Genomic DNA, 26,811 nt, shown 5'->3' with positions numbered 1-26,811 from the left:
TAAGTAGATTTCTAGCAAATAAACCTGATAAAGTAGTTAATGTAATCCGTTACTGTTTGGCCACGACCAGCTCGGTAGCGGCTTCCCGCACATACTCATTCGGGTCCATGCGCAGCGTGGCTACCAGTTCGGCTGGCAGGCTATGACCTGCTGCTTGCAGAGCCAGCACGCTAGCTAGGCGCATATAATCGTCATCATCGGTGAGGCGGGGTAAGGCGTACTCCACGGCCAAGGCTGGATGCAGATCCGACAGGGTGTTGAGCGCGTACCGGCATACCAGCTTATGCTCGTCGTGGCAGATTAAGAACTCCATCATCTCCGTGCGATGCGGAATAATGTAGTGCGCTACATGCTCCGCCGCCAAGTAGCGCGTATGGTATAAGGGGGAAAGCAAGCCACGCTCAAGCAATAGCGTGCGGCGGGCGGGCTTCAGCGTTTCCAGGCACTCATACAGAACATCCTCGTGCAGATAATCGGCCGTGATAGCCTCTATCAGCAAGTCGATGCCGCTCACGTCGCCCCAGCCGCCATTCTGTTTTTCAATCTCGGCTACGGTGGCCCGATGCAAGTCGCTACGGCAGCGCCGCCGCTCCAGGGTGTCGTGGTCGTCGTCCCAGAAGTTAAGCTTCAGTTCCTCTACCGCCACTGTTCCGCCCTGCCGCCGCGCCATGTAGCTCCAAAATTGCTCCAGTGCCTGCTGTAAGTCCTTGTGTGCGTCGCTCATTCGATTATCCGAAATAATAAAGTTGCTTGCGTCTACTGTACTGGTGGAGCCAACCACCAAAAACTTGGCTAAGTGTGTTCTCTTTTAGCTACTCAGTTACTTGTTTGTCAAATGATTGAGTAGATAATATCTTGTCCATTCCCCAGTACTGCCACGCAACAACGCCGCGGGTAAGAGGTGCGATAGACAAGAACTGTGCTTAATTGGCCGACAGCTGAGCAGTACTAGTATCAATGGCGCGCAGGGCCTGTTGAAACTCGGTGTCCTGCTCGGCCAGCACTATGTAGTAGGCGTTTTTGCCGTAAGCACTCCGGGCAATGTGCGCCTTGAGTTGGGTGCGCAATAGTGGTGCAGCCCGGCGCAAGCCAGCAGCATCGGTGGGCAAACCACTACGGGCCGCCAACGCGCTTAGTGCCTGTAGCTGGGAATCGGTGACATGAAAAGAGGTATTAAATTGCTCGAACCGTAGCCCTTCTAGCTCGGACTGATGATTCTGGTAAAACTTCAGGGCAAACTCGCGGATTAGGTTGCGGCTTTGGAGACGGCGGAAATAGCCGGAGTAAGCAGTTGTATCGCGGGGCACAAATAAGTCGGGCATGATGCCGCCACCGCCATATACAGTGCGCCCGTGCATTGTACGGTAGCGCAGCGAGTCGGCAAAGTGAATGCTATCGGCATGAAAGTATTCGCCGTGGCGCTGGCGCTTAGCCAGCTCCTGCTCATAAGCGGCGTGACCGGCGCTGTAAGACTTTTGAATTGACCGGCCCGAGGGGGTGTAGTAGCGAGCAATGGTTAGGCGCAGCTCCGAGCCGTCGTTTAAAGCAATGGGCTGCTGCACCAAGCCTTTACCGAACGTGCGCCGGCCAACTACCAAGGCCCGATCATGATCTTGCAAAGCACCAGCTACCACTTCGGCTGCTGAGGCGCTACCTTCATCTACGAGTACCACCAGCGGGCCTTCTTCAAACTCACCGAGCGTCCGAGAATACACTTGGGTATCGTACTGGTCACCTTTACCGTCAGTATAAACGATTTTGCGGGTGCCCGCAATGAACTCATCGGCCATCTTGGTGGCGCGGTCGAGGTAGCCGCCGGGGTTGCCCCGCAAGTCGAGCACAAGCCGCGACATACCTTGGCGCCGCAAGTCACCTAGCGACTGCTTAAACTCATCGTAGGTGTTGTTGGCAAACCGGCTTACTTTAATATAGCCCGTCTGATTATCAACCATATAAGCTACGTCGACTGAATGATTAGGCACCCGCTCGCGGGTGACCATCACAGTCAGAGGCTTTGGTGCCCCCCGGCGCTGTAGCCGTAGCTGCACACGGCTGGCTCGCGGCCCGCGCAGCTTGCTGTTCATTATCTCTGTGGTGATATGCACCCCAGATACAACCTCGCCATTAACCGCCAGAAGCTGGTCGCCGGGGCGCAGGCCGGCTTGGGCAGCAGGGCCACCACTCACGGGAGCAACTACTGTAACAGTATCCCGAAAAATATTAAATTCAACGCCTACGCCGTCAAAATCGCTTTGTAGGAAGGCGGAAGCTTTGGTTTGCTCTTTGGCGGGAATAAATACCGAATGCGGGTCCAGGCGCTCCAGCATACGACCGATGGCGTAGTCGGATAAGGCCTCGGCATCAACGGAATCGACGTAGTCACGGTCGACGTAGCTCAGAATCTCCTTGAACTTGAGGTAGCCCCGCGATGTGCCGTCCGGGTTTTGGCCTGACGGCTTAAAGGGGTTGGCTCCTACCAGCATTCCACCCGCCAGCACCAATGCCAATAGCCACGGCTGCCGCACCTGGAAGCGGGTAGCACGGGGCGCCGACGACGGAGTATGCTCCGGGGCAGGCGTCGAAGCGGTGTTCGACTGAGCGTTCATACAGGCCTGGGAGAGTAGAGTTTTAAACGATAGAGAGCAGTTAGCGAAAGGGCAACATTTCAAATCTATTAAAACTATTACGGGAAAATCATGCCTGACATTAGGCTTTAGTTATTTTCAAATAACAATGCAATTTTATATTTTGTAAGACATATTTATAATGTAATTAGGTAAATAACACTTAAAAAGCCCTTACACGGTATAAAAATACCGAATACATATTATATAATAATTTCAATAAAAAGTAACAGCCGATACCGCTATTCAGCTCACTGGCTTTTAGCAGCTGAATCCAACTTCGACCTCTGGCAATCGAAGTGTGAAGCGTATCTTTGCGGCGGGTGGCAGTGCTACGTATTGTGCCGAGGTGCCCGTTTATCTACAATCTCAACGATGAGCCGAATTCTTGCCATTGACTACGGCAACAAGCGTGTGGGCCTGGCCGTAACCGACCCATTGCAGCTCATCGCCACGCCCCTCGAAACCATCCATAGTCAGGACCTGTTGGCTTATGTGCAAGCCTACCATCAGCGCGAACCGTTGGCCGGTATTGTGGTCGGGATGCCACGTACGCTGCTCAATGAGCCAACAGATGTTACCAGCGCCGTAGTAGGTTTGGTGCGCCGTTTGCGCCGTGAGCTGCCCGACGTGCCCGTGCACGAGCTAGACGAGCGCTACACCTCACGTATGGCGCAGGCAGCCATGCTGGCGGGGGGCCTTTCCAAGAAGGACCGCCGCGACAAAGCCACTGTCGACCGCGTAAGCGCGACACTTATTTTGCAATCTTTCCTCAATTCCCGATGATTTACCCCATCGTTGCCTTTGGCGACCCAGTGCTAAAAACGCTCGCCAAAGACATTCCCGCCGATTTTGCCCCCCAGGAGCTCAGCCAGCTTATTGCTGATATGTTTGACACCATGTATCATGCCCGCGGGGTAGGCTTGGCCGCGCCCCAAATAGGCCGTGGCGTGCGCCTGTTCGTTATTGACTCAGCTCCTATGTTGGATGATGACGATGATGAGGACGAGGAAGAAAATGTAGAAGCGGTACCGGCCACGGAGCACATTCCGCAAGATCAGGCGGTGAAGCGGGCTTTTATAAACCCCGTGATGGTTAGTGAAACTGGTGAGGAATGGGGCTTTGAAGAAGGCTGCCTGAGCATTCCTGGCGTGCGCGAAATGGTATATCGGCCGGCTAATATTGTGCTGCGCTATGAGGACGAAAACCGTGTGGTGCGCGAGGAAGCCTTTTCCGGCATGACGGCCCGCGTGATTCAGCACGAGTACGACCACCTAGAAGGCATCCTGTTCACTGACCACTTGTCGGGCTTCAAGAAACAGCTGCTGAAGGGTAAGCTCACGCGCATCAGCAAGGGCGACGTGAAAGCCGATTACCGGCTTCGCTTTGCGGGGCAAGGGCGGCGGTAGAAAGCTGAATTGGAGAGTAGAGGCTCAATGAAAAAACTTCTCATTCTGCTGGGTAGCGTATTAGCTATCTCCTGCGCTCCTGTTTCCTCTAGCAATGGCGTTCTAGCTCCCGAGATTCCCACGGTACAATGTCCACTTTACACCGTAACAGCTGAACCTATACTCTTTGAATCAGCTTTTTTTCCGGACACACAAGTATCTCAAGATTCGTTGAGTATTCATTTTCAACGAGTTTTCTTGGGAAATCTACCAGTAACTTCGGGCTATTTAATTGCTTCAGATCCTGTAGCTCTGCGCGATGAACCTTTCACACAGGTTTTTGAAAAGGGGCATTTTCCAGTTGAATTAGCCTTGGCGGATTTTGAACATGACGAGCGAGTAGCATTCGCACGAGTACTATTCTCGAATGAAGCTGTTGCGAGATGGGAACTAGCTCTTATAAAGGGCCAGCAGACGCTTCCTGTTAAAAGCGAAAAGATTTACGGATATAGTGTAGATGCCGGCGTCGGCATGTTTTTAGACCAGAATACTTATAAGCCCTTTAACCAGTTTCTAAGCTCTGAAAGGGCAGCTTGGGACAAGATTTTTATACGAGGATTTAAACTAGACGACCCGAAGCCACTACCCGGTTTATTATATACAGTCAATGACCATGTCATTGCTGCGTTTTCTACTGGATTTGGAGATGGTAGTTATGCAACATACATCGGCTTTGATAAAGCTGGAAAGCCCTGCCGTTTGCTAACTGATTTTCAAGTAGTAGACTGGTTAAATAATTAGTTATCAACCCTTATTAATTATGAAGAAGCTCCCGCTGCTCCTGTTGCTCTTGCTGCTGCCTTTGCAGCCGCAGGCGTGGGGCTTCTTCGGGCATCGGCTCATCAATCGGCTGGCCGTGTTTACGCTGCCTGCCGAGATGCTGGGCTTTTATAAAAAGCACATCGATTACCTCACCGATCACGCCACCCGGCCCGATCAGCGCCGGGCCGTGGTGCCGGGAGAGGCGGCGCGCCACTTTCTGGACGTGGAGGCCTACGGCGACAGCGCCTTGGTGCGCCTGCCCCGCAGCTGGGCCGACGCAGTGGCTCACTACGGCGAAGACACGCTCCAACGCCACGGAATTGTGCCCTGGCACGTGGCCCGCATGCAGCTACAGCTTACGGAAGCTTTCCGAACCCGCGACGCCGACCGGATTCTGCATCTTTCGGCCGATCTGGGTCACTATGTGGCTGATGCCTGCGTGCCTTTGCACACCACGCGCAACTACAATGGGCAGCTAACCGGGCAGCGCGGTATTCATGGGCTGTGGGAAAGCCGCTTGCCCGAGCTGCTGAGCGCCAACTACGACTTTTTTACCGGCCCAGCGCCCTACCTCGACAAGCCAGCATTTAGCATTTGGGAAGCCGTACAGCGGTCCAATGCAGCCGTGGACTCGGTCCTCCGCTTTGAGCGCGAGCTAACCGCACGCTTTCCCGATGACCGCAAATACGGCTTTGAGGAGCGCGGCGCTCAGGGAGCCGTCCGCGTGTACTCGCGCGACTTTAGCCGGGCCTACCACGAGCGCCTGCATGGGCAAGTGGAGCGGCAGATGCGCCGGGCGGTGCAGCTGGTAGGCGCCTTCTGGTATACTTGCTGGGTGAATGCTGGGCAGCCCGACCTGCGCAATTTGCCCCCCAGCATATCGGCCGCCGAGCAGCGCCGCTTGGATAAGGAAAGCGCCGACCTGAAAAATGCCCCCCTGCGCAGTATTCCGGGGCATGAGGAGTAATACGGCCCTCAACCTTGCACCTATGAAAGCCATCTACACCATTCTGCTGCTCACCGTTTCTAACCTATTTATGACCTTTGCCTGGTACGGGCACTTGCAGTTCAAGAAGATAAGCTGGTTGCACGGCCTCGGGCTGGTAGGCGTTATTCTAATTAGCTGGGGGCTAGCCTTTTTTGAGTACGTATTTCAGGTTCCAGCCAACCGAATTGGGTTTACGGGGAATGGCGGGCCGTTTAATTTATTTCAGCTCAAAGTCATTCAGGAGGTTATTTCTCTGAGCGTTTTTGCGCTGTGTGCCGTGTATGTTTTCAAGACCGATAAACTAGCCTGGAATCATGCGGTGGGCTTCGGCTTGCTGGTGGCGGCGGTGTATGTCATTTTCCGGAAGTGGTGATTGGCGCGGTCGGAAAGCGCTAATTTGCCCCCCAGCCCTACTGTCCAGTTTAACCCACCGTTTCTGGGGGGCTTTTTGTGGTGTTTGTTTCTATGAAGTTTACTTGGTTTCTTTTCCTTGGCCTGCTGGTTGGGGTAGTTGGCTGGCCTGCCTCAACGGCCCAAGCCCAGAAAGTAGGGTTGGTACTAAGTGGGGGCGGCGCCAAAGGGTTGGCGCACGTAGGCGTGCTGAAGGTGCTGGAGAAGAACAAGATTCCTATCGATTACATCATCGGCACGAGTATGGGCTCGGTGGTGGGCGCCATGTACGCGGCCGGCTACTCGCCCGAAGAGATTGAAGAGATTGTAACTCGACCCGACTTCCAGTATTGGGTATCCGGTGAGCAGCTCCAAGACAAGAGCTTCAACTACCTGAACGCCGACGCCGCGCCGGCTGCCCTACGCGTAGGCGTGGCCGTCGATTCGTCGCTGAATACCCGTATTTCACCTAATCTGATCAACGACGTCAACCTGAACTTTGCGCTGGCCAAGTTTCTGGCGCCGGCGGCCGCGGCGGCCAACTACGATTTCAATAACCTGTTTATTCCTTTCCGCTGCCTGGCGGCCGAAGTATTTACTCGTCAGCAGGTTATTCAGGCCAAAGGCTCCCTGGCCGATGCCGTGCGCAACTCCATGGCCGTGCCACTGGTATTTCGTCCTATTCGCAACACCGACGGCCGCTACCTCTTCGATGGCGGCATTTACAACAACTTTCCCACCGACGTAATGCGGGCAGAGTTTAAGCCTGATGTTATCATTGGGGTGAATGTAGGCGATGTGGCCTACAAGAAGTATCCCTTCGAGAAAGACGACCAGCTGTTGCTAGGTTCCATCGTGTTTTTGGGGGCTGATGTGGCTGACACGCTGGCCGTGGGGCCAAATGGTGTGTTTATCCAGCCGTCGCTGGAGGGCTACGGCGGCACCGATTTCGATAAGGTACGGGAGCTGATTGAGCTCGGCGAAAAGGCAACCCAGGAAAAGCTGCCACAGTTGCTGAGGCGCATTCCGCGCCGCGTAGATACGCTGGCGTTGGCCAGTCGCCGCGGCGACTTCCAAAGATCAGCGCCGACTCCAGTATTTAAGCAAGTCACGGTGCAGGGCCTAGCCGAAAGACAGAACACCTACGTGAGTCGGTTTTTCCGCCGCGAAGGCCGCAACTATTCCGTTGACGAGATTGAGGAAGGCTACTACCGCCTGGCCGCCGACGATTTTTTCCGCAATATCTACCCCCGCATTCGCTACGATAAAGAGCAAAAAGGCTACGTTTTCAGCATTGATGCCCGCCAAAACAACAACCTTTCGGCGGAGGCCGGCTTTGTGCTGGCTACGCGGGCCGTCGACAATATTTACGTGGGCCTAGAGTATCGCCTGCTGACTAAATACCTGTATTCGGCCGCCGTGAATGCCAACCTAGGGCGGTTTTATAATGCTGTGCAGGGCCGTTTCCGGGTCAGCATCCCGGAAAAGCTTCCCTTCTTCGTGGAGCCCAGCGTGACGTATAACAACTGGAGCTATCAACAAACCGGCGGCCTGCTGGGGCGCGATATTCAGAACACCCTCATCGAGCAGAGTGACCTGGCTTTAGGCGTGCAAGTGGGAATTAGCCCGCGGTACCGAAGCCGTGTTTCGTTGGAAGCAGGCTACTTCGGCAATCAAGATAACTACGCTAATACACGCGAAATATCGTCGAGCGACGTGCTGGACCGCACTAGCTTCCGGGGCCTGACGGCGGCAATTCGCTACAGCCGCAACTCCCTGAATCGCAAGCAGTACCCTACGGCGGGGCGGCGAGCGCTGGCCAGCATACGTGGCGTCCGCGGCACCGAGATATACAGTCCCGGTTCCACGTCTGTATTCGCCGGCGAGTACCGCGACCCGCACCAGTGGCTGCAACTCTCGGCCACCACCGAGCAGTACTTCATGCTCCCGAGCAAGAAGCAAGTGTGGGGCTATTTTGGTGAGGTAGTTATCAGTGGGCAGGCTCGGTTTGCCAATTATCGCTCCTCCGTAACCACCTCGCCGGTGTTCTCGCCGCTGGTCGATTCGCGCACGTTATTTCTGGACAATTACCGCTCACCGCGCTATGCTGCGGCCGGATTGCGCTTCTCACAGAGTCTGCTGGCCAGCAAGTTGGAATGGCGTTCCGAGGCTTTTGCACACCTTGTGTATCGTCCGCTGCGCGATACCGAAGGCCAGCGCGCCGATCTGGTTTCCGGCTTCGATCGGCCACGCCTGACGGCCAGTACCGGTTTCGTGTATCAAACGCCGATTGGCCCGCTGGCTTTGCACGGCATTTATTACGACGACGCAGCGAAGCGCTTTGGCGTATTTGGCCACATTGGCTTCTTGCTTTTTCATGGCCGCTCGTTGGAATAAGTCCAGGGCCAGCACCGCATTTTTACCTGCATTATGAAAGCACGGCGTACCACTCCGGCTGCTCGCAAGCCGACCGTTTATCCACCTGAAAATGTGTTTGAGCGCTGGACCGCGGCCGAAATTGCCCCCCAGCAGGAGTTTGAGCAGTGCCGGTTCGTAGGCAGTGACTTTTCGGGTGCTGACCTAACGAATAAGCGCTTTAGCGACTGTCTGTTTGAGCGCTGCAATCTGTCGCTGGCTACACTGGCAGGCGCGGCATTTCAGCACGTGGCGTTTCGGGAATGTAAGCTCTCAGGCGTGCAGTTTTCGGCCTGTCGGGATTTGCTCTTTGAGGTAGAGCTTGCCCACTGCCAGCTCCCGTACGCTTCTTTTCATGGCAAGCGCATGCGCGGCACCCGCTTCACTCACTGTGTGCTGAACGACGTTGATTTCTCCTACACCGACCTCACGGAAGCCGTCTTTCAGGAGTGTACCCTGACGGGGGCAATATTCGAGCAAACCCAGCTCACTGCAGCTGATTTCACCACCGCCACGGGCTTCCTCATCGACCCCGATAGCAACTCAGTGAAAAAAGCTCGCTTCAGCCTAGAAGGCCTGCCTGGCCTGCTAAGCAAGTACGATATAATCGTCACTTAATTGGCCTTGCTTGCTAAGTGGTGTTTACTTTTCCACCAGAATCATAGCAGTGCTGGGGGACATTTTCAGGGCAAACGGGGCGGTTCTGGGGGGCATTTTTTCAATTCCTTCGAGCTTAAGTTGGTCGCCGCGCAGCACCAGCGTGTAGTTGCCTTCAGGCACGGTTACCGTTGCGGGAGTGCGGTTGCCGTTGAAGGCCACCACAATATTGCGCCACTCGTCGCCGCCGGCGTGGTCGCGCAGGCGGTAGGCGATGGTGCCGGGGGGCAAATTCGGGAAAAACTCTAGGTGTTGCTGGACCAGCTCGCGGGTGGGCAAACGGAAGGCCGGGTGGGCGCGGCGCAAGGCCAGCAGCTGGCGGTAAAACTCGTACACCGGCGCGTAGCGGGCTTTGCGGCTCCAGTCAATTTGGTTGATGCTGTCGGGTTGGTTGAAGGAATTATGCGAGCCGCCTTTGGTCCGCAAAAACTCGTCGCCGATGGGCAGGAAGGGAATGCCTTGGGAGGTAAACACGATGGTATTGCTAAGCAAATCTCGCTGAATCAGCTCCGCTTCTGTGGCGCCGGGATTTGAAGACTTAAGCTTGTCCCAGAGCAGCTGATCATCGTGGCAGGCTACATAGTTGATAGTTTGGGCGGGCGTGCTGGCCCAGGGTGCTTTGCTGTAGTTGACCTTTGTATAGTCTATCTGGGGGTGCTCGGTGGCCGCCACAATACCGAACTTGACGCTTTCCTCCAGCCCCGGCTGCCCACTGGCAAAGCCCGGTTCTTCGCGCCGCGATACATGTCCCCGCACGCCATCTCGCAGCTCGTCGCTGAAGGCAGCAATGCGGTCGAGGCGCTGCACGTTGGCCTTCACAGCCCGCGCCGCTTCGGGCAAGGGGCTGGGGCCCGCTGCCCAGCCTTCGCCATACACCAGAATGCTATGATCTTGCTGATCCAAAGCCACGCGCACGGCGCGCATAGTCTCCAGGTCCAGCACGCCCATCAAGTCAAACCGAAACCCATCGGCGTGGTACTCGCGGGCCCAGTACGCTACCGACTCCACAATGAGCTTGCGCACCATCGGCCGCTCCGAGGCAATTTCGTTGCCGCAGGCCGTAGCGTTGGAGTAGCTACCATCGGCGTTGTGACGATAATAATAGCCGGGCACGAGCTGCTCGAAACTGGTGCGGCCGGCATCGGTGGTGTGATTATACACTACGTCGAACACTAGCCGCAGGCCACGACGGTGTAGGGCTTGCACCACTTGCTTTAGCTCCCGAATCCGGGCCGCGGGGTCGGTGGGGTCAGTGGCGAAAGAGCCTTCGGGCACGGTGAAGTGCAGGGGCTCGTAGCCCCAGTTGTAGCGGTTTTCGCTGAGCTTGCTTTCGTCGATGGAAGCAAAATCATTGGTCGGCAGTACGTGTACATGACTGATGCCTAGCTCGGTGAGATGGTCCAGCCCAGTGCTCACGCCGTTGGGGCCGCGGGTGCTGCCTTCAGATAAGCCCAGGTATTTGCCCTTGTGCTCAATGCCCGACTCCGGGTGCATGGAAAGGTCGCGCAGGTGCAGCTCCCCAATAATTACGTCGGTGGGCTTGGCTAATGTGGGGCGCCGGTCATCCAGCCAGCCCATAGGATTCACGGTGGCCGGATCAAGCAGGGCGCCGCGCTCCCCGTTTAGACCCACGGCGTGCACGTACGGGTCGGGCACTTCGGCCATTTTTTGCCCCCCAATAGTGGCTTGCACTACATAAAAGCGGCCGGCGGGCTGAGCAGGCAGCGTGTAGGTCCAGGTGCCAGCTTCGGCTTTCTGCATAGCGAAATCGGCTACGGACGCGCCGCCCGTGCCAGCCGTGTAGAGCTTGAGGTGCAGGGCCTCGGCCGTAGGCGCCCACACCCGCAACGTGGCGCGCCCCTCCTGGAACGTAAGGCCCAGATCAGGCCCGTGATACACCGGGTAGCTGGCAAAATCAGGCAACCCGGGCAGAGCAGTAGTAGATGGCTTAACGGCGCAGGCGGTCAGCAGGCATAGCAGCGGCAACAGTGCAAGAAGTTTCATAGAGCATATTGAGCAGCCTAAGTTCGGCTTTCGGCGGTACTTGCCGAACCTGGGGGGCATTTTTTATGGGGCCAACCTGTAAGATTCAACGCGTCTGTTTACGGTTCTCCTATTTCAGTTAACCAACTCCATTACATTCTGAAAATGCCCCCAACTCAGGAAAGAAAGGCATAGCACAACCAGGCCGCTGAAGTAGCCTACAAAACTGGCCTACAGCAAGCCGTTTTCCAGTACATTCGGGCAGCTTACTTTTCTATGCATTTATCCTGCGTGACTCAATGAAAATTAGATGTATTCGCCAAGTATTGGCCGTGCTTTTACTTCTGACAGCCATTACTGCTTCGGCGCAAAAGCTGCGCTTTGAAAAGGACTCACTCAACAACGTGCTTGAGCGAGCTCAGCGGCTGCAAAAGCCTGTTTTCTTATTGTTGAACGCGCCCGTAATTCCTCCTGGCACGTCGAAGGAAAACGTCGAAAAGCATTACGGCTCGAGCCTAGATGATGCGGCCGTAGCTAGTGTATTACAGCGCGATTTTTTGCTGGTGCAAGCCTCCTTCGGTACGCCTCAGGGCCGCCGGGTGGCGCAGCGCTATCACGTAAATACGTTTCCAACTTATCTGTATCTGCACCCCGATGGCACTGTGCTGCACCGCAGCTTCGGCAGTACGCGCGATCCGCAGCGCTACCTGCGCGACATCGAAACGTTTCGCCAGAAGCTGGCCAGCCCCGACAACCTAAGCCAGTTGGAGAAGCGCTATGCCCAAGGCGAGCGCAGCGCACCGTTTCTGCGCCAGTATATCACCGCCCAGCGCAGCATCGGCGCCCCTATCAGCACTGACCTGCTGGACGCCTACGTGCAAGATCTGCCGGTAAAGGCCTTCGACCGTTTTTCGGAAGTAGTGTTTGTGCATGAATGCGGCCCGGTGGTAGATAGCCGGGCCCATAAGCTTGCGCGTCTTAACAAGCGCCTGGTCGATAGTTTGTATACCACGCTGCCGCTCGCTCAGCGGTCGGCTATTAATACCTCGATCATTGATCATACTATACGGGAAGCCATTGCGCGCCGCGACCCCCGACTAGCTGTGCTCGGCGCTAATTTCGCGCGCGGCTCCTGGGCCGCGAGTCGTGATTACCAGACGGGAGCCCGCGTCTACGACCAAAACATGATGCGCTACTATCAGGCCGTTCGCGATACCACGCAGTACTTACCCTTGCTAGTTCGTTACTACGAGCAGCACTATATGGCTAAGCCGGCGGATACAGTACGACGCCAGCAGGCGGCGCAGCGTGCGCGGAGGGGACCTTTTCAAAATCCGCCGCCGTACCCCAACCTGGCTAAACCCGACTCCACGGTAAAAATGGTTTGGGTAGATTCCAATACCAAGATGCCAGACACCTACGCTATGGATTTGAATAATGGGGCTTGGGCCGTGTACACGACCGGCACGCGGCGCAGCAACTACCTAGTGCAAGCCATGCGGTGGAGCCAGCGCACGATCGAGCTAGACCCGCGGCCTGCCTATTATGATACCCTAGCCCACTTGCTGTACGCGCTTCGGCTGAACGCTGAGGCGGAGGCAACTCAGCAAAAGGCCGTTGATCTCGCCAAAAAACAAGGCCAGCCGACGACTAACCTCAAGGACGAGCTGCGCAAGATGAAAACCCGGACGCTTTAGCCTGGCCCCTCCTCCACGCCTACCATTCGCCGGATGCCCAGCTTTTTCATCTGAGCTTCCGGGGTTTTGGAGTTCATATCCATAAAACGGCCGCGCCATTGGGCCTGCTCACCCGCCCTTGCGCTGTGAGGGCCTTCCTGCTGATTGTTGTTTTCTTTCTGCTCTGCGTGTCCCTACTATTCATTATCAAGCGCATCATTATCAAGCGCAACCGATCCGGCGAAGCCGTCGACCTGAACGCAGCTCATTAGAGGTGAAGTGGTGAGTGATGGAAGTTATAGGTAAGACACAAAAAAGCCTCCCAAACTAGTCTGGGAGGCTTTTTATGCAAGTGAACTTATGAATCTACACCTTTCAAATCCTCACAATTTCACTACCTCTCCTATTGATACTGAATGTACAGTGGCTTAGGCGTGAGGGCCAGTACTTCTGTTGGCGTCATGATGTGATGGGGAGCGGGGCGGTTGTCGTACTCGTAGAACAGCTTGAAACCGGTGTACTGTACGGGCTCCCTCTGAATGTAGGCTTTGTAAGAATCCTTCTTCAGGGTTGGGTCGCCCCAACCATCCATGTGCATCACAATCTGCACGCGGGGGTCAGTCTTAATGTTTTTGTAGTTGGTAATCATGCCCTGAGTGAAGCGATGCACGGTGAGCACCTTGGGGGGCAAATTGTTCTCGCTCACGATGCGGGCCAGAAACTTCACGGCGTAGTTCACATCCTTGGCGTCGAAGGTGCCGATTTTGCGGCCGGGCTTCACGCCCTTGGTTTCCATAGCAAACTCTGGGTCGATGCCCATGTGTACAATCGGGTCTTTCAGATATGGCTCCAGCTTGTGCAACTCGTTTTCCAGGTTGCTTAGGCCCACCTGCACGTCCAAGAATACGATGCAATTGTGCTCTTTGCCCCACTGAATAACTTCCTCAATGGTGGCTTTTGAGTTCATCAGGCGGTATTTGCCGTCTTTGCCAGGCGCGGCCTGGGCTGTGATGGTCACATTGTGAATGGCTCGCTGCACTGGAATGCTGGGGTCAGCCGCTTCCCACTCCTTGATAACCTTATCAAACTTGCGGAACATCTGTTCCTTGGGCTCACGGCCCAGAATACCCATGCCTTTCGCCCGAATGTTGCCGTAGAATGCCACGATGCGCTTGCCTGGCAAAATGGCTCCTGGCAGCTGTCCATTGGCCTTCACAATAGAGTCGGCTTTGAGCGAGTCGCGGCGCATGGCCGCTACTTTCAGCGCTGCCGAATCGAGGGGAGCAGGCTTGGCTGCTTCAACCGAAGCTTTGGCGGCGGGAGTTTCTCCGTCGGAGCGGGTGCCACAGCTGGGCAAAGCAGACAGAGAAAAGAGGCTTAAGGTGGCGGCCACTATGGCGTGACGCGGCGAAAACGGTAACAACACTGAATAAAGCTTGATTAGAAGGCCAAAACTACCCGCAAGTTAGCCCATTTCGGACAGTTAGCGTTGACCTAAACGCAGAAAAGCCCCGACAAAATTCGGAGCTTTTCAAGCGGTTTGTCCTCTTAGTAGGCTCTATGGAGCCTCCGAATTATACTTTAGCAACCTTTTAAACCGGTTAAGCCGCCGAATATATTACTGATTGGGGCAGAGTAAGGCGCAAATTGAATTGGCACCGTAAAGCGTACTGATACAGGCTTACCGTCTTGCTTTCCTGGATTAAACCGCGGCAGTTGGCGGACGGCATTCAGTGCTGCTTCGTCGCAACCTGAGCCAATACCTTTTGTAATAACCGCATCACTTACTTGCCCGTCACTTCCTACTGTGAAAGCAACGAAAACTTTGCCTTCCACCTTGTTGCGCACAGCCTCGGCAGGGTACTTAATCTTGCTTTGTAGGAACAATACCATATCCTCATTCTTCCCAGTGGGAAAAAGCGGCATCTCATCTACATAGGTATAAACTCCATCAGATGAAGAAGATGCGAGGGTTTGCTTACCGGACGAGGATGATACAGTAACGCGCTTTGGAGGCGGAGGCGGTGGCATCTCGGCACTTTGCGATGAAGTGCGCTTGGGTGGGACGATTGACTCCGTGTTTCGCTCACAAGCGACAGTGAAAGTCAATAAGGCCACTAGTGGCAAGGCGAGCCACTGTTTCCAGCGGTGTACGGGGGAAGTCCGGTGAATCATGGCAATGCGACGTAAGGTTTGGGAATGAGAAAACGAGTGCGTGAGCGGAACTGAAAACCCGAGGTGCGTAGCTACTTGGCGGGCAAGTAGGCGCGTGTAAGACTCAGGAGCGGGCGAAATTTCTGCTTCGGAGCCCAACGCGGCAGCATCGGCCAAAAACTCGTGGGTAAGCGTTAGGGCCTGGGCACACAGATGCACAAAAGGGTTGAACCACAGCACGGCGCGCAGCACTTCCAGCAGCAGGCGGTCGTAGGTGTGGCCTTGGCGCACGTGGGCTAGCTCGTGGCGCAGCACTTGCTTGGCTTCGGCGACAGTTAGGGGCAAGGTTTCATCCCAGAATACCAGCTGGCCAAAGGAGCTAGTTGGCAGCTGTCCGTGGGTTCGTACCAGGGTGTAGCCCTCGTGTTTCTCGCGGGGCAGCGTGCGCGTGTTGAGCCACAGCTTCCCTAGCCCAAAGCCGAGATGCCCTAACATGATGAGCACTCCGCCCATGTAGCCCATCAGGAGCCATTGCGCCCAGCTGATTTCCGTAGAACTATTACCCAAGGCTCCAATATGGGCGGTTGGCAGCAACACCGTGGCAATTCCGGTTAAAGCGGCCGGAGTAGCGCCCCAGACGGTAGGCCAGCCAACAGGCAGCAACGGCAGGCTCGCGGCTAGTACAGGCCCAAGCACTAAAAAGGCGCGATTATAAGCGAAGCTCCGCTCGCCGCGCAAGGCTAGCCGATAGCAGAGCCACCATACGCCTAGCAGCACCGTGCTAAGCCTCATCCACTCAAGCAGGCTGATTGGGTTCATCGGAGTCGGCGGTTGGAGGTTGGGAAGCGTGGCGAAGAAGCTCGTCGAGCTGAGCAGCATCGAGATTTTCTTCCTTGGCAAAAAACGAAACCAACTGGGGGAAGGAATTACCAAAATAGCCCCCCAGCAGCTTGCGCAGCGAGAACCGACGGTACTCGTCTTGGGCTACTAACGCCTGGTAACGGTGGGTTCGGCCGAAAGCTTCGTGACCCACAAAGCCTTTCTGCTCCAGAATGCGGATAATAGTCGAAACAGTATTGTAGGCGGGCGTCGGAGTGGGCATTTCCGCCAACACTTCTTTTACGAAGGACGGACCGCGCTGCCAGAGCACTTGCATCACCTGCTCTTCGGCACGGGTGAGTTCAGGAAAGGTTTGCATGTGTGGGGGGCTTTTCATCGAAATGAAGTTATAACTAATATTTTAGTTAAACAACTATTTACTTAGTTAATTATTTTTTATGCCCCGCCGAACAGCGTTATCACGATAAAGAATGACGGCCCTTCAACTCCTAGCGTGTTGTAGACGACTTCACTCTATTCTCTTCATTAACACGAAATCTTTTGAGCTAAAAGGTGTTAAGAAGAAAGACTAGCCCATTATTATTCTACTTCCCTTGAAAATTAACACTCGTCGTTTGCCATATTTTGCTTCCCTACTCTGGCTGAGCTTGCTACTAGCGCCCGGCTGGAGCTGCACCAAAGAGCCGGCTTTACCAGCTGCCGAGATACCTACTGCACCGGCCGCGCCAGTCGTTCCGGTTGAAAGTAACCGCCTGCTTAACAGTACCCTCATTGGTGAGTACACACCCGCCGAGCTAGCCAAGCGTGTACCCGATCTGCCCATCGTTAGCGCCCTTACCCGCTACCCCATCCGGGTGTATAAGCTGACGTACACTACGCCCAATACCGATGGACAGCTAGTGACGGCCTCAGGCGCGGTGCTGGTACCAGTTACGACGGAGCCGCTGCCGCTACTGAGCTATCAGCATGGCACTATCTCGCCCAAAGATGAAGGGCGCGCTCCCTCCTACTACCGCTCCGGCGGCGAGTTGTACACGGCTATATCAGTGCTGGCTTCGTCGGGCTATATGGTGGTGGCGCCTGACTACATCGGCTACGGCGCTTCCAAAAATCTGCCTCATCCCTATGAGCACGCGGCCTCACTGGCGTCAGCCTCGCTCGATATGCTGCGCGCGGCCCGGGAGTTCAGCAAAAAGGAAGACATTAAGCTGAACAACAAGAACTTCCTGCTGGGTTACTCCGAAGGCGGATTCGCTACATTGGCTCTGCACAAGCTAATTGAGGAGAAGCACGCGACGGAGTTTACCGTCACGGCCAGCGCACCCGGCGCAGGGGCGTACAACAAGTCAGCTTTTGCTGACTACATTCTGAAGTCGGATCAGCCCTTGAACTTCCTAAGCTCCTACGTGTGGGTGCTCGACACCTACAACCGGGTGTACAACATTAACCGGCCGCTTGCTACTTACTTCCAGGAGCCTTGGGCCACACAGCTGCAAGCCAACCCATTTGCCAAAATGCCGGAGCAGGCCAAGCAGCTATTTACTGAGCCGTTTCGGGCGGGTATCCTCAACAAGACCGACCAGCCGATGACTACGGCCTTCCGCGACAACGACATCTACGATTGGCGCCCTCGCGCTCCGCTAGCCCTCTTTCACGGCACCGCCGACGACTATGTGCCGTTCTTCAACTCCGAAAACGCTTACAAAGCCATGCGTGCCCGTGGTGCTACGCAGGTGGAGCTGCACCCCATTAAGGGTGGCAACCACTTTACCTCCGTGCCGCAGTACACGCTGGAGGCGTTAGCCTTTTTTGGTGAGTATCAGGAAGTGAAATAGTCGGTTTTCGATAACAAGCATTAATACAACGCCCCGTAGCCTTGCTCAGATGCGAGCGGCCACGGGGCGTTGTGTTGTTATGGGTGAGTTCCCTGGCTAAGCTAATTTGAGTCTCTACTCCACAACCTGCTTTTCAGCGTTTCGCAAATAAGCTTCGTCAATAATGGCCCCCAGACCCGGTGTTTCGGGCACTTCAATTACGCCCTTAGGTAAGTAGCGGATGCCACCAGTCACGGGGTCCTCAGTGTACATGAGGGGCGTATCGAAATCGCAGTGGCGGATGGCGTCGCTGGTGAGGGCGAGGTGGGCGGCGGCGGTCATGCCCAGGCGCGATTCCATGAAGCCGCCTACTTGCAACGTCAGGCCGGCAGCGGCGCCCAGATTTACTATTTTTTGGGCCCGATGCAGGCCTGAGGATTTACCCAGCTTGATGTTGAATTGAGGACAGGCGCCCAGTTGAATAAGGCGGGCCGCGTCGTGCTCGTCACCGCAGCTTTCGTCAGCCATAATAGGAATTGGCGACGCCGCCGATACCCGGCTCAAGTCCATAAATAGATGACGAGCAATGGGTTCTTCGCAGTGGGCAATATGGTAAGGCGCCAGGGCCTGCAACACGGCATTAGCCGCATCAGCCGTGTGCCAGCCCTGGTTGGCGTCAATGCTGAGCGGGTGATCGGGGCCGATGCCTTCCCTAATGGCTTGAATGCGCGCCACGTCGGCTGCCAAGGTTTCGCCCAGCTTTACTTTAATGGCGGGAAAACCTAGCTGCTGAAACCGGACGGCATCGGCTTGCATCTTTTCCGGTGGGCCAAGGCTCACTGTCATGTCAGTGGTAAGAACTTTGTCGGATTTGCCCCCCAGAAAAGCATACAGAGGCAGGCCAGCCTGCTGGGCCGCAATGTCGTGCAGGGCTATGTCAAACGCACTTTTGATGCTGCTGTTGGCGTAGATGATACGGTTCATGATAGCCAGGCCACCAGCAATATCCAGGGCGTCGTGCCTGTGCAGGCCGCGCGCCAAATACTGCGCCACGGCAAAGCACGTATCGATGCTTTCGCCGTTGATGGTGAGGTAGGGGCTGCACTCCCCGTAGCCCGTGCAGCCGTCGGCTGTCCGTATGCGGACGACGACATTCTGCACCTCATTGATGGGCCCCAGCGAAATAACAAATGGCTCGTGCAGGGGCAGAAAGAGCTTGAAGATTTCGATGGAGCGAATGGCGGTTGGCAGCATGAGGTAAAGCTAACTAACGGCGTAACTTTTCAAACTTCCATTCATTAATTGCGCAAAATGCCCCCACGCTGAGTTTGGCTAGCAGCCTGGTAGAAGCCCTGCAGCTAAGCAAGCAAAGTCCCCGTGGCTTTTTGCTCATTTGAGAAAAACCACGGGGACTTTATGCTTTGTGCGCTTCTATAAAAGCAGAATTCTACTGCGCCGCCGACGCTTTGCTACTTTCCAGCGCCTGCCGCAGCCACACCCCAGCTAAGGCAGCTACTCCTCCAACCAGTCCGCCCAATATGGCCGTTACTAATATCAGCAGCCAGCTATTGCCCCCTAGCGGTATCAGCTCCGCGACGCGGTGACTGAGGTGGCCGCCGTTTTGGGTATCCAGCCAAGCGGCCATTACCAGCCAGCCCAACCCAATACCAGCAAAGCCCGCTAAAAAAGCCCCCCAGCCTCGATGACCTAGCCAAAGAGCCAACACAAAAGCCACTGGCGTAATGCTCCACCAAGGCAGGAACAGCTGGGCAAGGAACCCAAGAATTAGAATTAGTAAAAACAGCTTTAATGAAGAAGACATGGGTGGCGATTAAGCCGTAAAGATATTGAGCAAAGAACAGAGCGGCGCGAAGCATGACGGACTGGATGTTGAAAATTCCTGCCGGCGCTACTTAGCCTTTACTTCGCTTGCTCGATGTCTTGCACGGCTTTGTCTACGGCTTGCTGGGCCTGGGCGGCGTTAGCACCCGTTTTCTTCTCTCTTACAGCTTGCAGAATGGGAACAATCATTTTATCGGCGCCCTGGCTCTTGTATTGAATGGCTACCGCCTTAATACGGTCGAGGCTCTCGGAAAAGGCCGTCGGGTCGTCGATGCGGGTCATCATGCCGAGCATAGGCTCTAACAGCATGGCTTTGGTGCGGGCGCTTCCTGCATCAAACTTGTCGCGGATGTAGGGCCACTGGGCCGCAGTGCCGTGCTCGGCATACACTTCCGTAATGGCTTGGGTAAGACCACCTTCTTTATCGGCTTCAAACTCCTTGGCTAGCGTTAAAGCCTTCTCCGGGCTCACTTCCGCTAGGGCCCGAAGCGAAGCGCCCTGCACGGCGTAGGATTCACTTTTGAGCTTTTGAGCGAACAGCTTCTCATCGCGCTTTTCCTTGAGCTTGCCCAGCGCCATTAGTGCTTCGGCCTGCACTACAGTTTCCTTGTCGGAGCTGGCTAGCTTTCGCAGCGTGGGCGCGGCGGCTTTGCGTAGGGCAGCGTTTTCGAGGTTCAGTGACTGAATAGCCAAGCCGCGAAGGCCGTAAAACTTATCGTTCAGCCCAGCCAGCAGGATGCTGCGGGCGGCGGCTTCGGTGGGTTTGGCCTGGGCCGCTACAATAGCTTCATGCCGATCCACGAATTGGGGGGCATTTTTGTACTGGTAGGCGTAAGCGGCCAGCTGTTTGTTATCCGTTTTCTGCCAAACCATGGTTTTGGTGGCGTCTACGTTCACCAAGTCGGGCTGGGCGGCGAGGGGAAACTCCAGGGTTTCGGTGGCCTGGCGCAGTACCACGTTGCGGCGCTGGGTTTTGCCCCCCACATAGAAATCGATGGCCAACGGCAGGGTAAAAGGCTCGCCCGGCTGGGTTTGCTTCACCGTCACCGACTGTACTTTGCGGCCGGGGTCCCAAGCATAATCGATGGTTACGACGGGGTGGCCGGGCTGGAAGTACCATTGGTTGAAAAACCAGTTCAAATCTTGGCCAGAGGCGGCTTCCAATGCTAGGCGCAGCTGGTGGGCTTCGCCGGTACCGAGGGCATTTTGGGTTAGATACTGGTTCAGGCCGGCAAAGAAAACCGGGTCGCCGAGGTGGGTGCGCAGCATTTGCAGAATGGCACCGCCTTTCTGGTACGAGACGAGGTCGAACATCTCCTCTTTGTCCTCATAATAGAAGCGCACCAGCGGTTTTACGGCGTCGCGGGGGCTGCCGAGGTAGCGGCGCAGGTAGCGGTAGTTGTGGGCGTCGGCGGCATCCTGGCCGTATTTGTGTTCAGCCCAGAGACCTTCGCTGAAGTCGGCAAACGACTCATTTACGGTCAGGTTGCTCCAACTTTCGGCCGTTACGTAGTCGCCAAACCACTGGTGAAACAACTCGTGGGCAATGACAGAAAGCCCCCCAGCGTAGTCACGGTCAATCATCTGGCGCGGCGTCTGCTGTACAAAGTCGCCGTGGAGGGTGGCGGTAGTGTTTTCCATGGCCCCGCTCACGTAGTCGCGCACCACTATTTGGGCGTACTTATTCCAGGGGTAAGCCACGCCAAGCTTTTGGGAGAAGAACTCCATCATCTCAGGTGTGTCACCAAAAATTTGCTTGGCATAGGGCGCGTAGGCTGGCTCGAGGTAGTAATCTACGTCTTTGCCCTGCCACTTATCCTTATAGATTTTGAAGTCGCCAACGGCCAGCATGAAGAGGTAGGGCGCGTGGGGCTGCTCCATCTTCCAGGTATCGGTGCGCAAGCCCGCGCTGGCCGGCTTCTGGCTGGTGAGGGCGCCGTTGCTCAACGTCACGTACTTGCTGGGCACTGTCAGACTGATTTCCGAGGTCGTTTTTTGATTCGGCCGGTCAATGGTGGGGAACCACACCGAGGAAGCTTCGGTCTCGCCCTGGGTCCAAATCTGCACGGGCTTGCCGGCCACGGCGCTGTCGGGGTTGATGAAGTACAGGCCCTTGGCGTCGGTGATGGCGGCGCTGCCTTTGGTTTTTAGCTCATCAGGCTTGGCGGTATACTCGATATATATGGTGTACTCGGCGCCGGGCTGATACGCTTTTCCCAGGTTAATGCGCAGATTTTGCCCGTCGGCGTAGGTGTATTTGAGCGGCTGCTGATTGCTGCCATTCATCAAAGTCACCGTCTTGATATCCATGCCTTTGGCATCAAGTCGCAGGGAGTCGGTGGCGTAGGCGTAAGGTTTCAGGGTTAGCCAGGCTTTGCCGTAGGCGTAGCGCTTTTTGTAGTCGAATTGCAGGTCGAGTTTGGTATGAACCAGAGCGTTGATCTTGCGGTCTGTTTCCTGGTATTCGATTGGAGCAGTTGCGCGTGGCGCGGGCGCCGGCGTTTGGGCCAGGGCAACGGCGGCAAATAATAGGGCCGCTGCAGTGGTGTAGCGTTTTTTCATGAAATGAGGAAAGAGGAGAGTCGGAGCTGAAAGAACAGTATACGTGAGGGGCTAGTTAAGTAGTAGACCGTCATGCAGAGCCGAGCAAAGCATCTCGCGGGCTGATGTTGCAAAAGTAACTTCAACGAAGCGAGCGAGATGCTTTGCTCCGCTCTGCATGACGGTCTACTACATAAAGCGTATAGCGTTGCTTTCAATTATTAAGAAGGCTCTAGTTACCTAAAAGTTGTTTGTCATTGTTTGTATTTCCTCTTTACAGCCGTCACAGCGTAGGTTTTACTTGCTTCTCGAACCCTTTCTAGTGTCGCATCCGTTTTGCTCCTACCTTTAAAACCGGATGCCTGCCCCTTCTTTCGACCCTTCCCAACTCACCCGCGACCATGTGCTGCGCGCCCTCCGGCACATCGACCGGCAAGGGCTAAATTTGCCCCCCAGCACCGTCTACGACCTAGTGTATCGGGGACGGCGCTACCCGCCCCGGCCGGTGGCCCAGTTGGCTTACCGCCTTGCTACCGGTCAGACTGATGCTAAGTGGCCGCTGCCCGCTGGTGGCCCCACCAACGGCCTGCTAGAGCACCTCGATTTCACGGTGGCTACCAAGCGCCCCAGCTTAGCCAATTCCCCGCTCGACGGCGACGTAGCCGCCCAACAGGCCATGCAGGATTTATACACTGGCCGCCCGAGCGAAGCCGGTGCGGTGCAACACCCAGAGAAGGCTACTAAAGCACAGCAATCCGAAGTACACGAGCCGACTGCCAGCTATAAATTGCCCCCCACAGCTCCCTACGACCACCCCGCGGCTTTGCAGGAGTTGTTTATATCGGAGCAAAAGCTGGATGATACGCTGGCGGCGTTGCGGCGACGGCGCAACTTGATTTTGCATGGTCCGCCCGGCACGGGCAAAACCTTTCTGGCCCGCCGCTTGGCTTGGCTGGAACTAGGTGCCACCGACGCAGCCCGTGTGGAGTTGGTGCAGTTTCACCCCAGCTACAGCTACGAGGATTTTGTACAAGGCTTTCGGCCCGATGCCCAGGGCACTTTTCGCCTAACGGCAGGCGTGCTGCTGGAGGTGTGTCAGCGGGCTGCCACCGATCCTAGCAAGCCCTATTTTTTACTGATCGACGAAATCAACCGGGGTAATCTGAGCCGGATTTTTGGCGAGCTATTGCTGTTGCTCGAAGCTGATAAGCGCGGCCCAGCACATGCCGTGCGTCTCCCTTACTCGCCCCCAGAGGCGTCGCGGTTTTTCGTGCCCGACAACCTCTATGTAATCGGCACCATGAACACCGCCGACCGTTCTCTAGCTCCCCTGGACTACGCGCTGCGCCGCCGTTTTGCCTTCGTAAAAATGCAGCCCGAGTTTGGCGCGCCCTTGCAAAGTTTTCTAACGCAAAAAGGCGTGCCCGCCGCCGTTATCACGCGGCTGGTCGCGCGGCTCACGGAGCTAAACCAAGCCATCAGCGACGATACCGATTTAGGCGAAGATTTTCAGTTGGGACACAGCTACTTCTGCCAGCCGCCAGCCGACCCTGCTACCGCCGAAAGCTGGCTGACGCTTATTCTGGAACAGGAAATAGCGCCTCTGCTAGATGAGTATTGGCTGGATCAACCTGCTAAAGCGGCGGCTCATAAGAAGCGGTTACTGCGGTAGCTTCATGCTATGATTCCCATTCAGAACCTATACTACCTGCTTTGCTATGCCTGGAACCGCTTGCCCGAGCAGGAGCCGTGGCTGGCGGCGGAGGCTACGACGTTTCATCGGCCGCTGGAGTTACTAGGGCAGGTGCTGCTTTCGGGCACGCGACGGCTGTTGCGGCAAGGGCTGCGGCAGGCGTATGCTGAGCGCGAGAAGGAGTTGGGCGAGCTGCGGGGCCGGGTGTTGCTGGATGCTTCCCTATCGCGCGACTTGCTGCGGCGGGGCCGAGCCGTGTGCGCTTATGATGAGTTGGGGCCGGATACGCCTTTTTTGCGGGTTCTACTCGGAACATTGGAACAACTCAGTAAAGCGCAGCAAGTACCGGCGGCTTTGCGCCAAGAGCTGCGCGCCGTGCGTCGTCATTTCCCCACCGATTTGCCCCCCACGCCGCTTAACAGCCACGCCCTGCGCGCCGTGCGTCGCACCCGTCCAACGGGCCACGAAGCTCTGCTGCTCAATGTGTGCGAGCTGATACACCGCAGTGCCCTGCCCGAGCCGGCCGCCGATGGCCGCACCCGCTTCGTGGATTTCCGACGCGATGAACGCCTGATGGCTCAGCTATTTGAGGCCTTCGTGCGCAACTTCTACCGCCTGGAGCAGCGCCGGTTTCGGGTGCTATCAGAGACGATTAGCTGGCAAGCCGCGGCCGAGGAGCCCGATGACCTGAGCCTGCTGCCCGCCATGATTACCGACACCACCCTGGAGGCACCCGACCGCAAAATTATCCTCGACACCAAGTACTACCGCGCCGCCCTGCGCCCGCGCTACGACCGGCAGCGCCTCATTTCGCCGCACCTGTATCAGTTGTACGCGTATTTGCAGAACCAAAATTCGCCCCCTAGCCAGCAGCTTGAAGGCGTTCTGCTCTACCCCGCCGCCACCCGCGAAGTAGATTTGCGCTACACCTTGGGCGGCCATCCAGTGCGCGTAGTAACCCTGGATTTGAACCAGCCCTGGCCAGGCATTGCCGCTGATTTGCTGAAGTTGATTGAGTAGAAAATCAATTCGCCTACTAGACCGTCATGCAGAGCACAGCGAAGCATCTCGCGTGTTTGGCAAGATTACTAATCTCATCAACATGCGCGATGCTTCACTGCGCTCTGCATGACCGCCTGTTGGTACAGCAACGAGCTAGCTGCTTCATCGCTGCTTTAGACGCAAAAAATACCCGCATAACAAATCCAACATGACCCGTGCATCCCTGGGGGGCATTCTTTGTCCTTAAAATTGAGTTTCTCCCGAATTCTCCCTAAACTTCACTCTCCTCTCATCCTCCCAAAACCTTACACTCTTGAAACGACGTGATTTTGTAGGACTCTCAGCCCTGGCGGCGGGGGCTGTGTTCCTGCCCAATTTCCCCGGTTTCGGTGGCACTCTGGTCAATCCAGAGCGTTTGCTTGAATCAGTTATGGATGCCGCTGTGAATAAGCGCTTGGCTGATGCGGCATTGAACACCGCCAAGTCTGCTGGCGCATCGTACGCCGATGTGCGCATTGGTCGGTACTTAAACCAAAGCATTTTCACCCGCGAAAAGCAGGTGCAGAACATTCAAAGCGGCGAGAGTTTCGGCGCGGGCGTGCGGGTATTGGCCAATGGCACCTGGGGCTTTGCCGCTACCAACACCGTGACCGAAGCTGGTTTAGCGAAAGCTGCTCAGCTAGCGGTGCAGATTGCTAAAGCCAACTCAAAAGTGCAGAAAGAGCAAGTGAAACTAGCCCCCGTAAAAGGTGTTGGCGAAGTCACCTGGAAGACCCCTATTCAGCAGAATGCCTTTGAGGTGCCTATCGCCCAAAAAGTGGATCTGCTGCTCGCGGCCAACGCAAAAGCCCTCGACAACGGCGCCAACTTTGTAAACTCGGCGCTCTTCCAAATCAATGAGCAGAAGTACTTTGCCTCAACCGACGGCTCTTACATCGATCAGGATGTGCACCGCATTTGGCCCACATTTGACGTAACGGCCATTGACCGCGCCTCCGGCAAGTTCCGGACGCGGCAGGCCCTAAGCGCTCCAATGGGCATGGGCTATGAGTATATGACTCCAAAGGCTGCTGGCAAAATTGCTGGGCCGGCTGGCACTGGCCTCATTGGCTACAAAGACAGCTACGATATTTTGGAGGACGCTACCCTGGCGGCCAAGCAAGCCAAAGAAAAAATCAACGCGAAGTCGGTAGTGCCGGGCAAATACGATTTGGTGCTCGACCCGAACCACTTGGGTTTGACCATTCACGAAAGCGTGGGTCACCCTACGGAACTGGACCGCGTGCTGGGCTACGAGGCCAACTACGCCGGCACCTCGTTCGCTACCCTGGAGTGGCGCGCCAAGAAGCAGCCTTACGGCTCCAAGCTGGTCAATATTGTGGCTGATAAGTTGCAGCCCGGCTCGCTGGGTGCCGTCGGCTACGACGACGAAGGCGTGAAAACCAAGCGTTGGGATATAATTAAGGACGGGGTGCTGGTGGATTATCAGAAAACCCGCGACCAAGCCGCGATGGTGGGTCAGAACGAATCGGACGGTTGCAGTTACGCCGACTCTTGGAGCACAGTGCAGTTCCAGCGCATGCCCAACATCAGCCTGCAGCCCGGCAAAACCAAGCTCTCAGTCGATGAGATGATCAAGAATGTGGACAAGGGCATTTATATCGCCGGCCGGGGCTCGTTCTCCATCGACCAGCAGCGTTACAATTCCCAGTTTGGGGGCACCGTGTTCTATGCCATCAACAAGGGCAAAATTGACGGCATGCTCGAAGACGTGGCTTACCAGACTAACACCTTGGAGTTCTGGAACAGCTGCTCGGCCATCTGCGATGAGTCGGATTACCGCTTGTTCGGCTCTTTCTTCGATGGCAAAGGCCAGCCTTCGCAGGTGTCGGCCGTGAGCCACGGCAGCTCGACCACCCGCTTCGACGGCGTGAACGTCATCAACACGGCCCGCAAGATTGGGTAACGCTTGCCTCACCTAC

22 protein-coding genes are annotated in these 26,811 nt (G+C 55.9%); 13 read left to right on the top strand and 9 right to left on the bottom strand.

The window, feature by feature from the left end; translation table 11 throughout:
* Positions 1 to 49: 49 nt before the first annotated feature.
* The gene (locus ACW9KT_RS02105) at positions 50 to 724 is read right to left on the bottom strand and encodes a HEAT repeat domain-containing protein (protein ID WP_457077736.1); all 675 of its coding nucleotides are present in this window, start codon (positions 722 to 724) and stop codon (positions 50 to 52) included.
* Between the two features lie 199 nt (positions 725 to 923).
* Positions 924 to 2,606, bottom strand: coding sequence for a S41 family peptidase (locus ACW9KT_RS02100; RefSeq protein ID WP_457077735.1), 1,683 nt, complete (start codon positions 2,604 to 2,606; stop codon positions 924 to 926).
* Between the two features lie 393 nt (positions 2,607 to 2,999).
* Here ACW9KT_RS02100 and ruvX point away from each other — a divergent pair, with 393 nt between their 5' ends.
* From ruvX to ACW9KT_RS02065, 7 genes are all read left to right on the top strand, one after another.
* Complete coding sequence (gene ruvX, locus ACW9KT_RS02095) at positions 3,000 to 3,410, top strand: Holliday junction resolvase RuvX (RefSeq protein WP_457077734.1); 411 nt, start codon at positions 3,000 to 3,002, stop codon at positions 3,408 to 3,410.
* Positions 3,407 to 4,033, top strand: a complete 627-nt coding sequence (locus ACW9KT_RS02090; protein WP_457077733.1) for a peptide deformylase — start codon at positions 3,407 to 3,409, stop codon at positions 4,031 to 4,033. The genes ruvX and ACW9KT_RS02090 overlap by 4 nt, the downstream gene beginning before the upstream one ends.
* Before the next feature lie 27 nt (positions 4,034 to 4,060).
* Positions 4,061 to 4,813 carry a DUF4241 domain-containing protein gene (locus ACW9KT_RS02085; protein ID WP_457077732.1) on the top strand — a complete coding sequence of 251 codons (753 nt, stop codon included), beginning with the start codon at positions 4,061 to 4,063 and terminating at the stop codon, positions 4,811 to 4,813.
* 19 nt (positions 4,814 to 4,832) lie between these two features.
* Positions 4,833 to 5,801 carry a zinc dependent phospholipase C family protein gene (locus ACW9KT_RS02080; protein WP_457077731.1) on the top strand — a complete coding sequence of 323 codons (969 nt, stop codon included), beginning with the start codon at positions 4,833 to 4,835 and terminating at the stop codon, positions 5,799 to 5,801.
* Between the two features lie 22 nt (positions 5,802 to 5,823).
* On the top strand, positions 5,824 to 6,195 hold the full coding sequence (locus tag ACW9KT_RS02075; RefSeq protein ID WP_457077730.1) for a DMT family protein: 372 nt from the start codon (positions 5,824 to 5,826) through the stop codon (positions 6,193 to 6,195).
* A 92-nt stretch (positions 6,196 to 6,287) separates the two neighbouring features.
* A complete protein-coding gene (locus ACW9KT_RS02070; RefSeq protein ID WP_457077729.1) occupies positions 6,288 to 8,609 on the top strand; it encodes a patatin-like phospholipase family protein in 2,322 nt (773 codons plus the stop codon).
* A gap of 33 nt (positions 8,610 to 8,642) precedes the next feature.
* Positions 8,643 to 9,245: a pentapeptide repeat-containing protein gene (locus ACW9KT_RS02065; protein ID WP_457077728.1), complete on the top strand. Its 603-nt coding sequence runs from the start codon at positions 8,643 to 8,645 to the stop codon at positions 9,243 to 9,245.
* 24 nt (positions 9,246 to 9,269) lie between these two features.
* On the opposite strand, the gene pulA is transcribed toward ACW9KT_RS02065, so the two are convergent.
* The gene (gene pulA / locus ACW9KT_RS02060; RefSeq protein ID WP_457077727.1) at positions 9,270 to 11,288 is read right to left on the bottom strand and encodes a type I pullulanase; all 2,019 of its coding nucleotides are present in this window, start codon (positions 11,286 to 11,288) and stop codon (positions 9,270 to 9,272) included.
* Between the two features lie 278 nt (positions 11,289 to 11,566).
* Between pulA and ACW9KT_RS02055 the strand changes: the two genes are divergently transcribed.
* Entirely contained in the window at positions 11,567 to 12,964 is a 1,398-nt protein-coding gene (locus ACW9KT_RS02055; RefSeq protein WP_457077726.1) for a hypothetical protein, read from the top strand.
* 125 nt (positions 12,965 to 13,089) lie between these two features.
* Entirely contained in the window at positions 13,090 to 13,215 is a 126-nt protein-coding gene (locus ACW9KT_RS02050) for a hypothetical protein (RefSeq protein ID WP_457077725.1), read from the top strand.
* A 131-nt stretch (positions 13,216 to 13,346) separates the two neighbouring features.
* Here the strand turns inward: ACW9KT_RS02050 and ACW9KT_RS02045 are convergent, their stop codons facing one another.
* The 3 genes from ACW9KT_RS02045 to ACW9KT_RS02035 form a co-directional block, all read right to left on the bottom strand.
* Complete coding sequence (locus tag ACW9KT_RS02045; RefSeq protein ID WP_457077724.1) at positions 13,347 to 14,369, bottom strand: hypothetical protein; 1,023 nt, start codon at positions 14,367 to 14,369, stop codon at positions 13,347 to 13,349.
* 155 nt (positions 14,370 to 14,524) lie between these two features.
* The gene (locus ACW9KT_RS02040) at positions 14,525 to 15,916 is read right to left on the bottom strand and encodes a TonB family protein (RefSeq protein WP_457077723.1); all 1,392 of its coding nucleotides are present in this window, start codon (positions 15,914 to 15,916) and stop codon (positions 14,525 to 14,527) included.
* Entirely contained in the window at positions 15,894 to 16,295 is a 402-nt protein-coding gene (locus ACW9KT_RS02035; RefSeq protein WP_457077722.1) for a BlaI/MecI/CopY family transcriptional regulator, read from the bottom strand. Before ACW9KT_RS02035 ends, ACW9KT_RS02040 begins: the two co-directional genes overlap by 23 nt.
* Before the next feature lie 235 nt (positions 16,296 to 16,530).
* On the opposite strand from ACW9KT_RS02035, the gene ACW9KT_RS02030 reads away from it, so the two are divergent.
* Entirely contained in the window at positions 16,531 to 17,772 is a 1,242-nt protein-coding gene (locus tag ACW9KT_RS02030; protein WP_457077721.1) for an alpha/beta hydrolase family protein, read from the top strand.
* 114 nt (positions 17,773 to 17,886) lie between these two features.
* On the opposite strand, the gene ACW9KT_RS02025 is transcribed toward ACW9KT_RS02030, so the two are convergent.
* The 3 genes from ACW9KT_RS02025 to ACW9KT_RS02015 form a co-directional block, all read right to left on the bottom strand.
* The gene (locus ACW9KT_RS02025) at positions 17,887 to 19,005 is read right to left on the bottom strand and encodes a mandelate racemase/muconate lactonizing enzyme family protein (protein WP_457077720.1); all 1,119 of its coding nucleotides are present in this window, start codon (positions 19,003 to 19,005) and stop codon (positions 17,887 to 17,889) included.
* A gap of 193 nt (positions 19,006 to 19,198) precedes the next feature.
* A complete protein-coding gene (locus ACW9KT_RS02020) occupies positions 19,199 to 19,573 on the bottom strand; it encodes a hypothetical protein (protein ID WP_457077719.1) in 375 nt (124 codons plus the stop codon).
* A gap of 98 nt (positions 19,574 to 19,671) precedes the next feature.
* A complete protein-coding gene (locus ACW9KT_RS02015) occupies positions 19,672 to 22,155 on the bottom strand; it encodes a M1 family aminopeptidase (RefSeq protein WP_457077718.1) in 2,484 nt (827 codons plus the stop codon).
* A gap of 337 nt (positions 22,156 to 22,492) precedes the next feature.
* Between ACW9KT_RS02015 and ACW9KT_RS02010 the strand changes: the two genes are divergently transcribed.
* From ACW9KT_RS02010 to ACW9KT_RS02000, 3 genes are all read left to right on the top strand, one after another.
* The gene (locus ACW9KT_RS02010) at positions 22,493 to 23,806 is read left to right on the top strand and encodes an AAA family ATPase (protein WP_457077717.1); all 1,314 of its coding nucleotides are present in this window, start codon (positions 22,493 to 22,495) and stop codon (positions 23,804 to 23,806) included.
* A gap of 9 nt (positions 23,807 to 23,815) precedes the next feature.
* Positions 23,816 to 24,847 carry a 5-methylcytosine restriction system specificity protein McrC gene (locus ACW9KT_RS02005; protein WP_457077716.1) on the top strand — a complete coding sequence of 344 codons (1,032 nt, stop codon included), beginning with the start codon at positions 23,816 to 23,818 and terminating at the stop codon, positions 24,845 to 24,847.
* A gap of 295 nt (positions 24,848 to 25,142) precedes the next feature.
* Positions 25,143 to 26,795 (top strand): TldD/PmbA family protein, encoded by a 1,653-nt coding sequence (locus tag ACW9KT_RS02000; protein WP_457077715.1) that lies wholly within the window; start codon positions 25,143 to 25,145, stop codon positions 26,793 to 26,795.
* Positions 26,796 to 26,811: the final 16 nt, after the last annotated feature.

Source organism: Hymenobacter sp. HD11105 (assembly GCF_054051685.1).
This window is presented reverse-complemented; position numbering and strand designations above follow the sequence as displayed.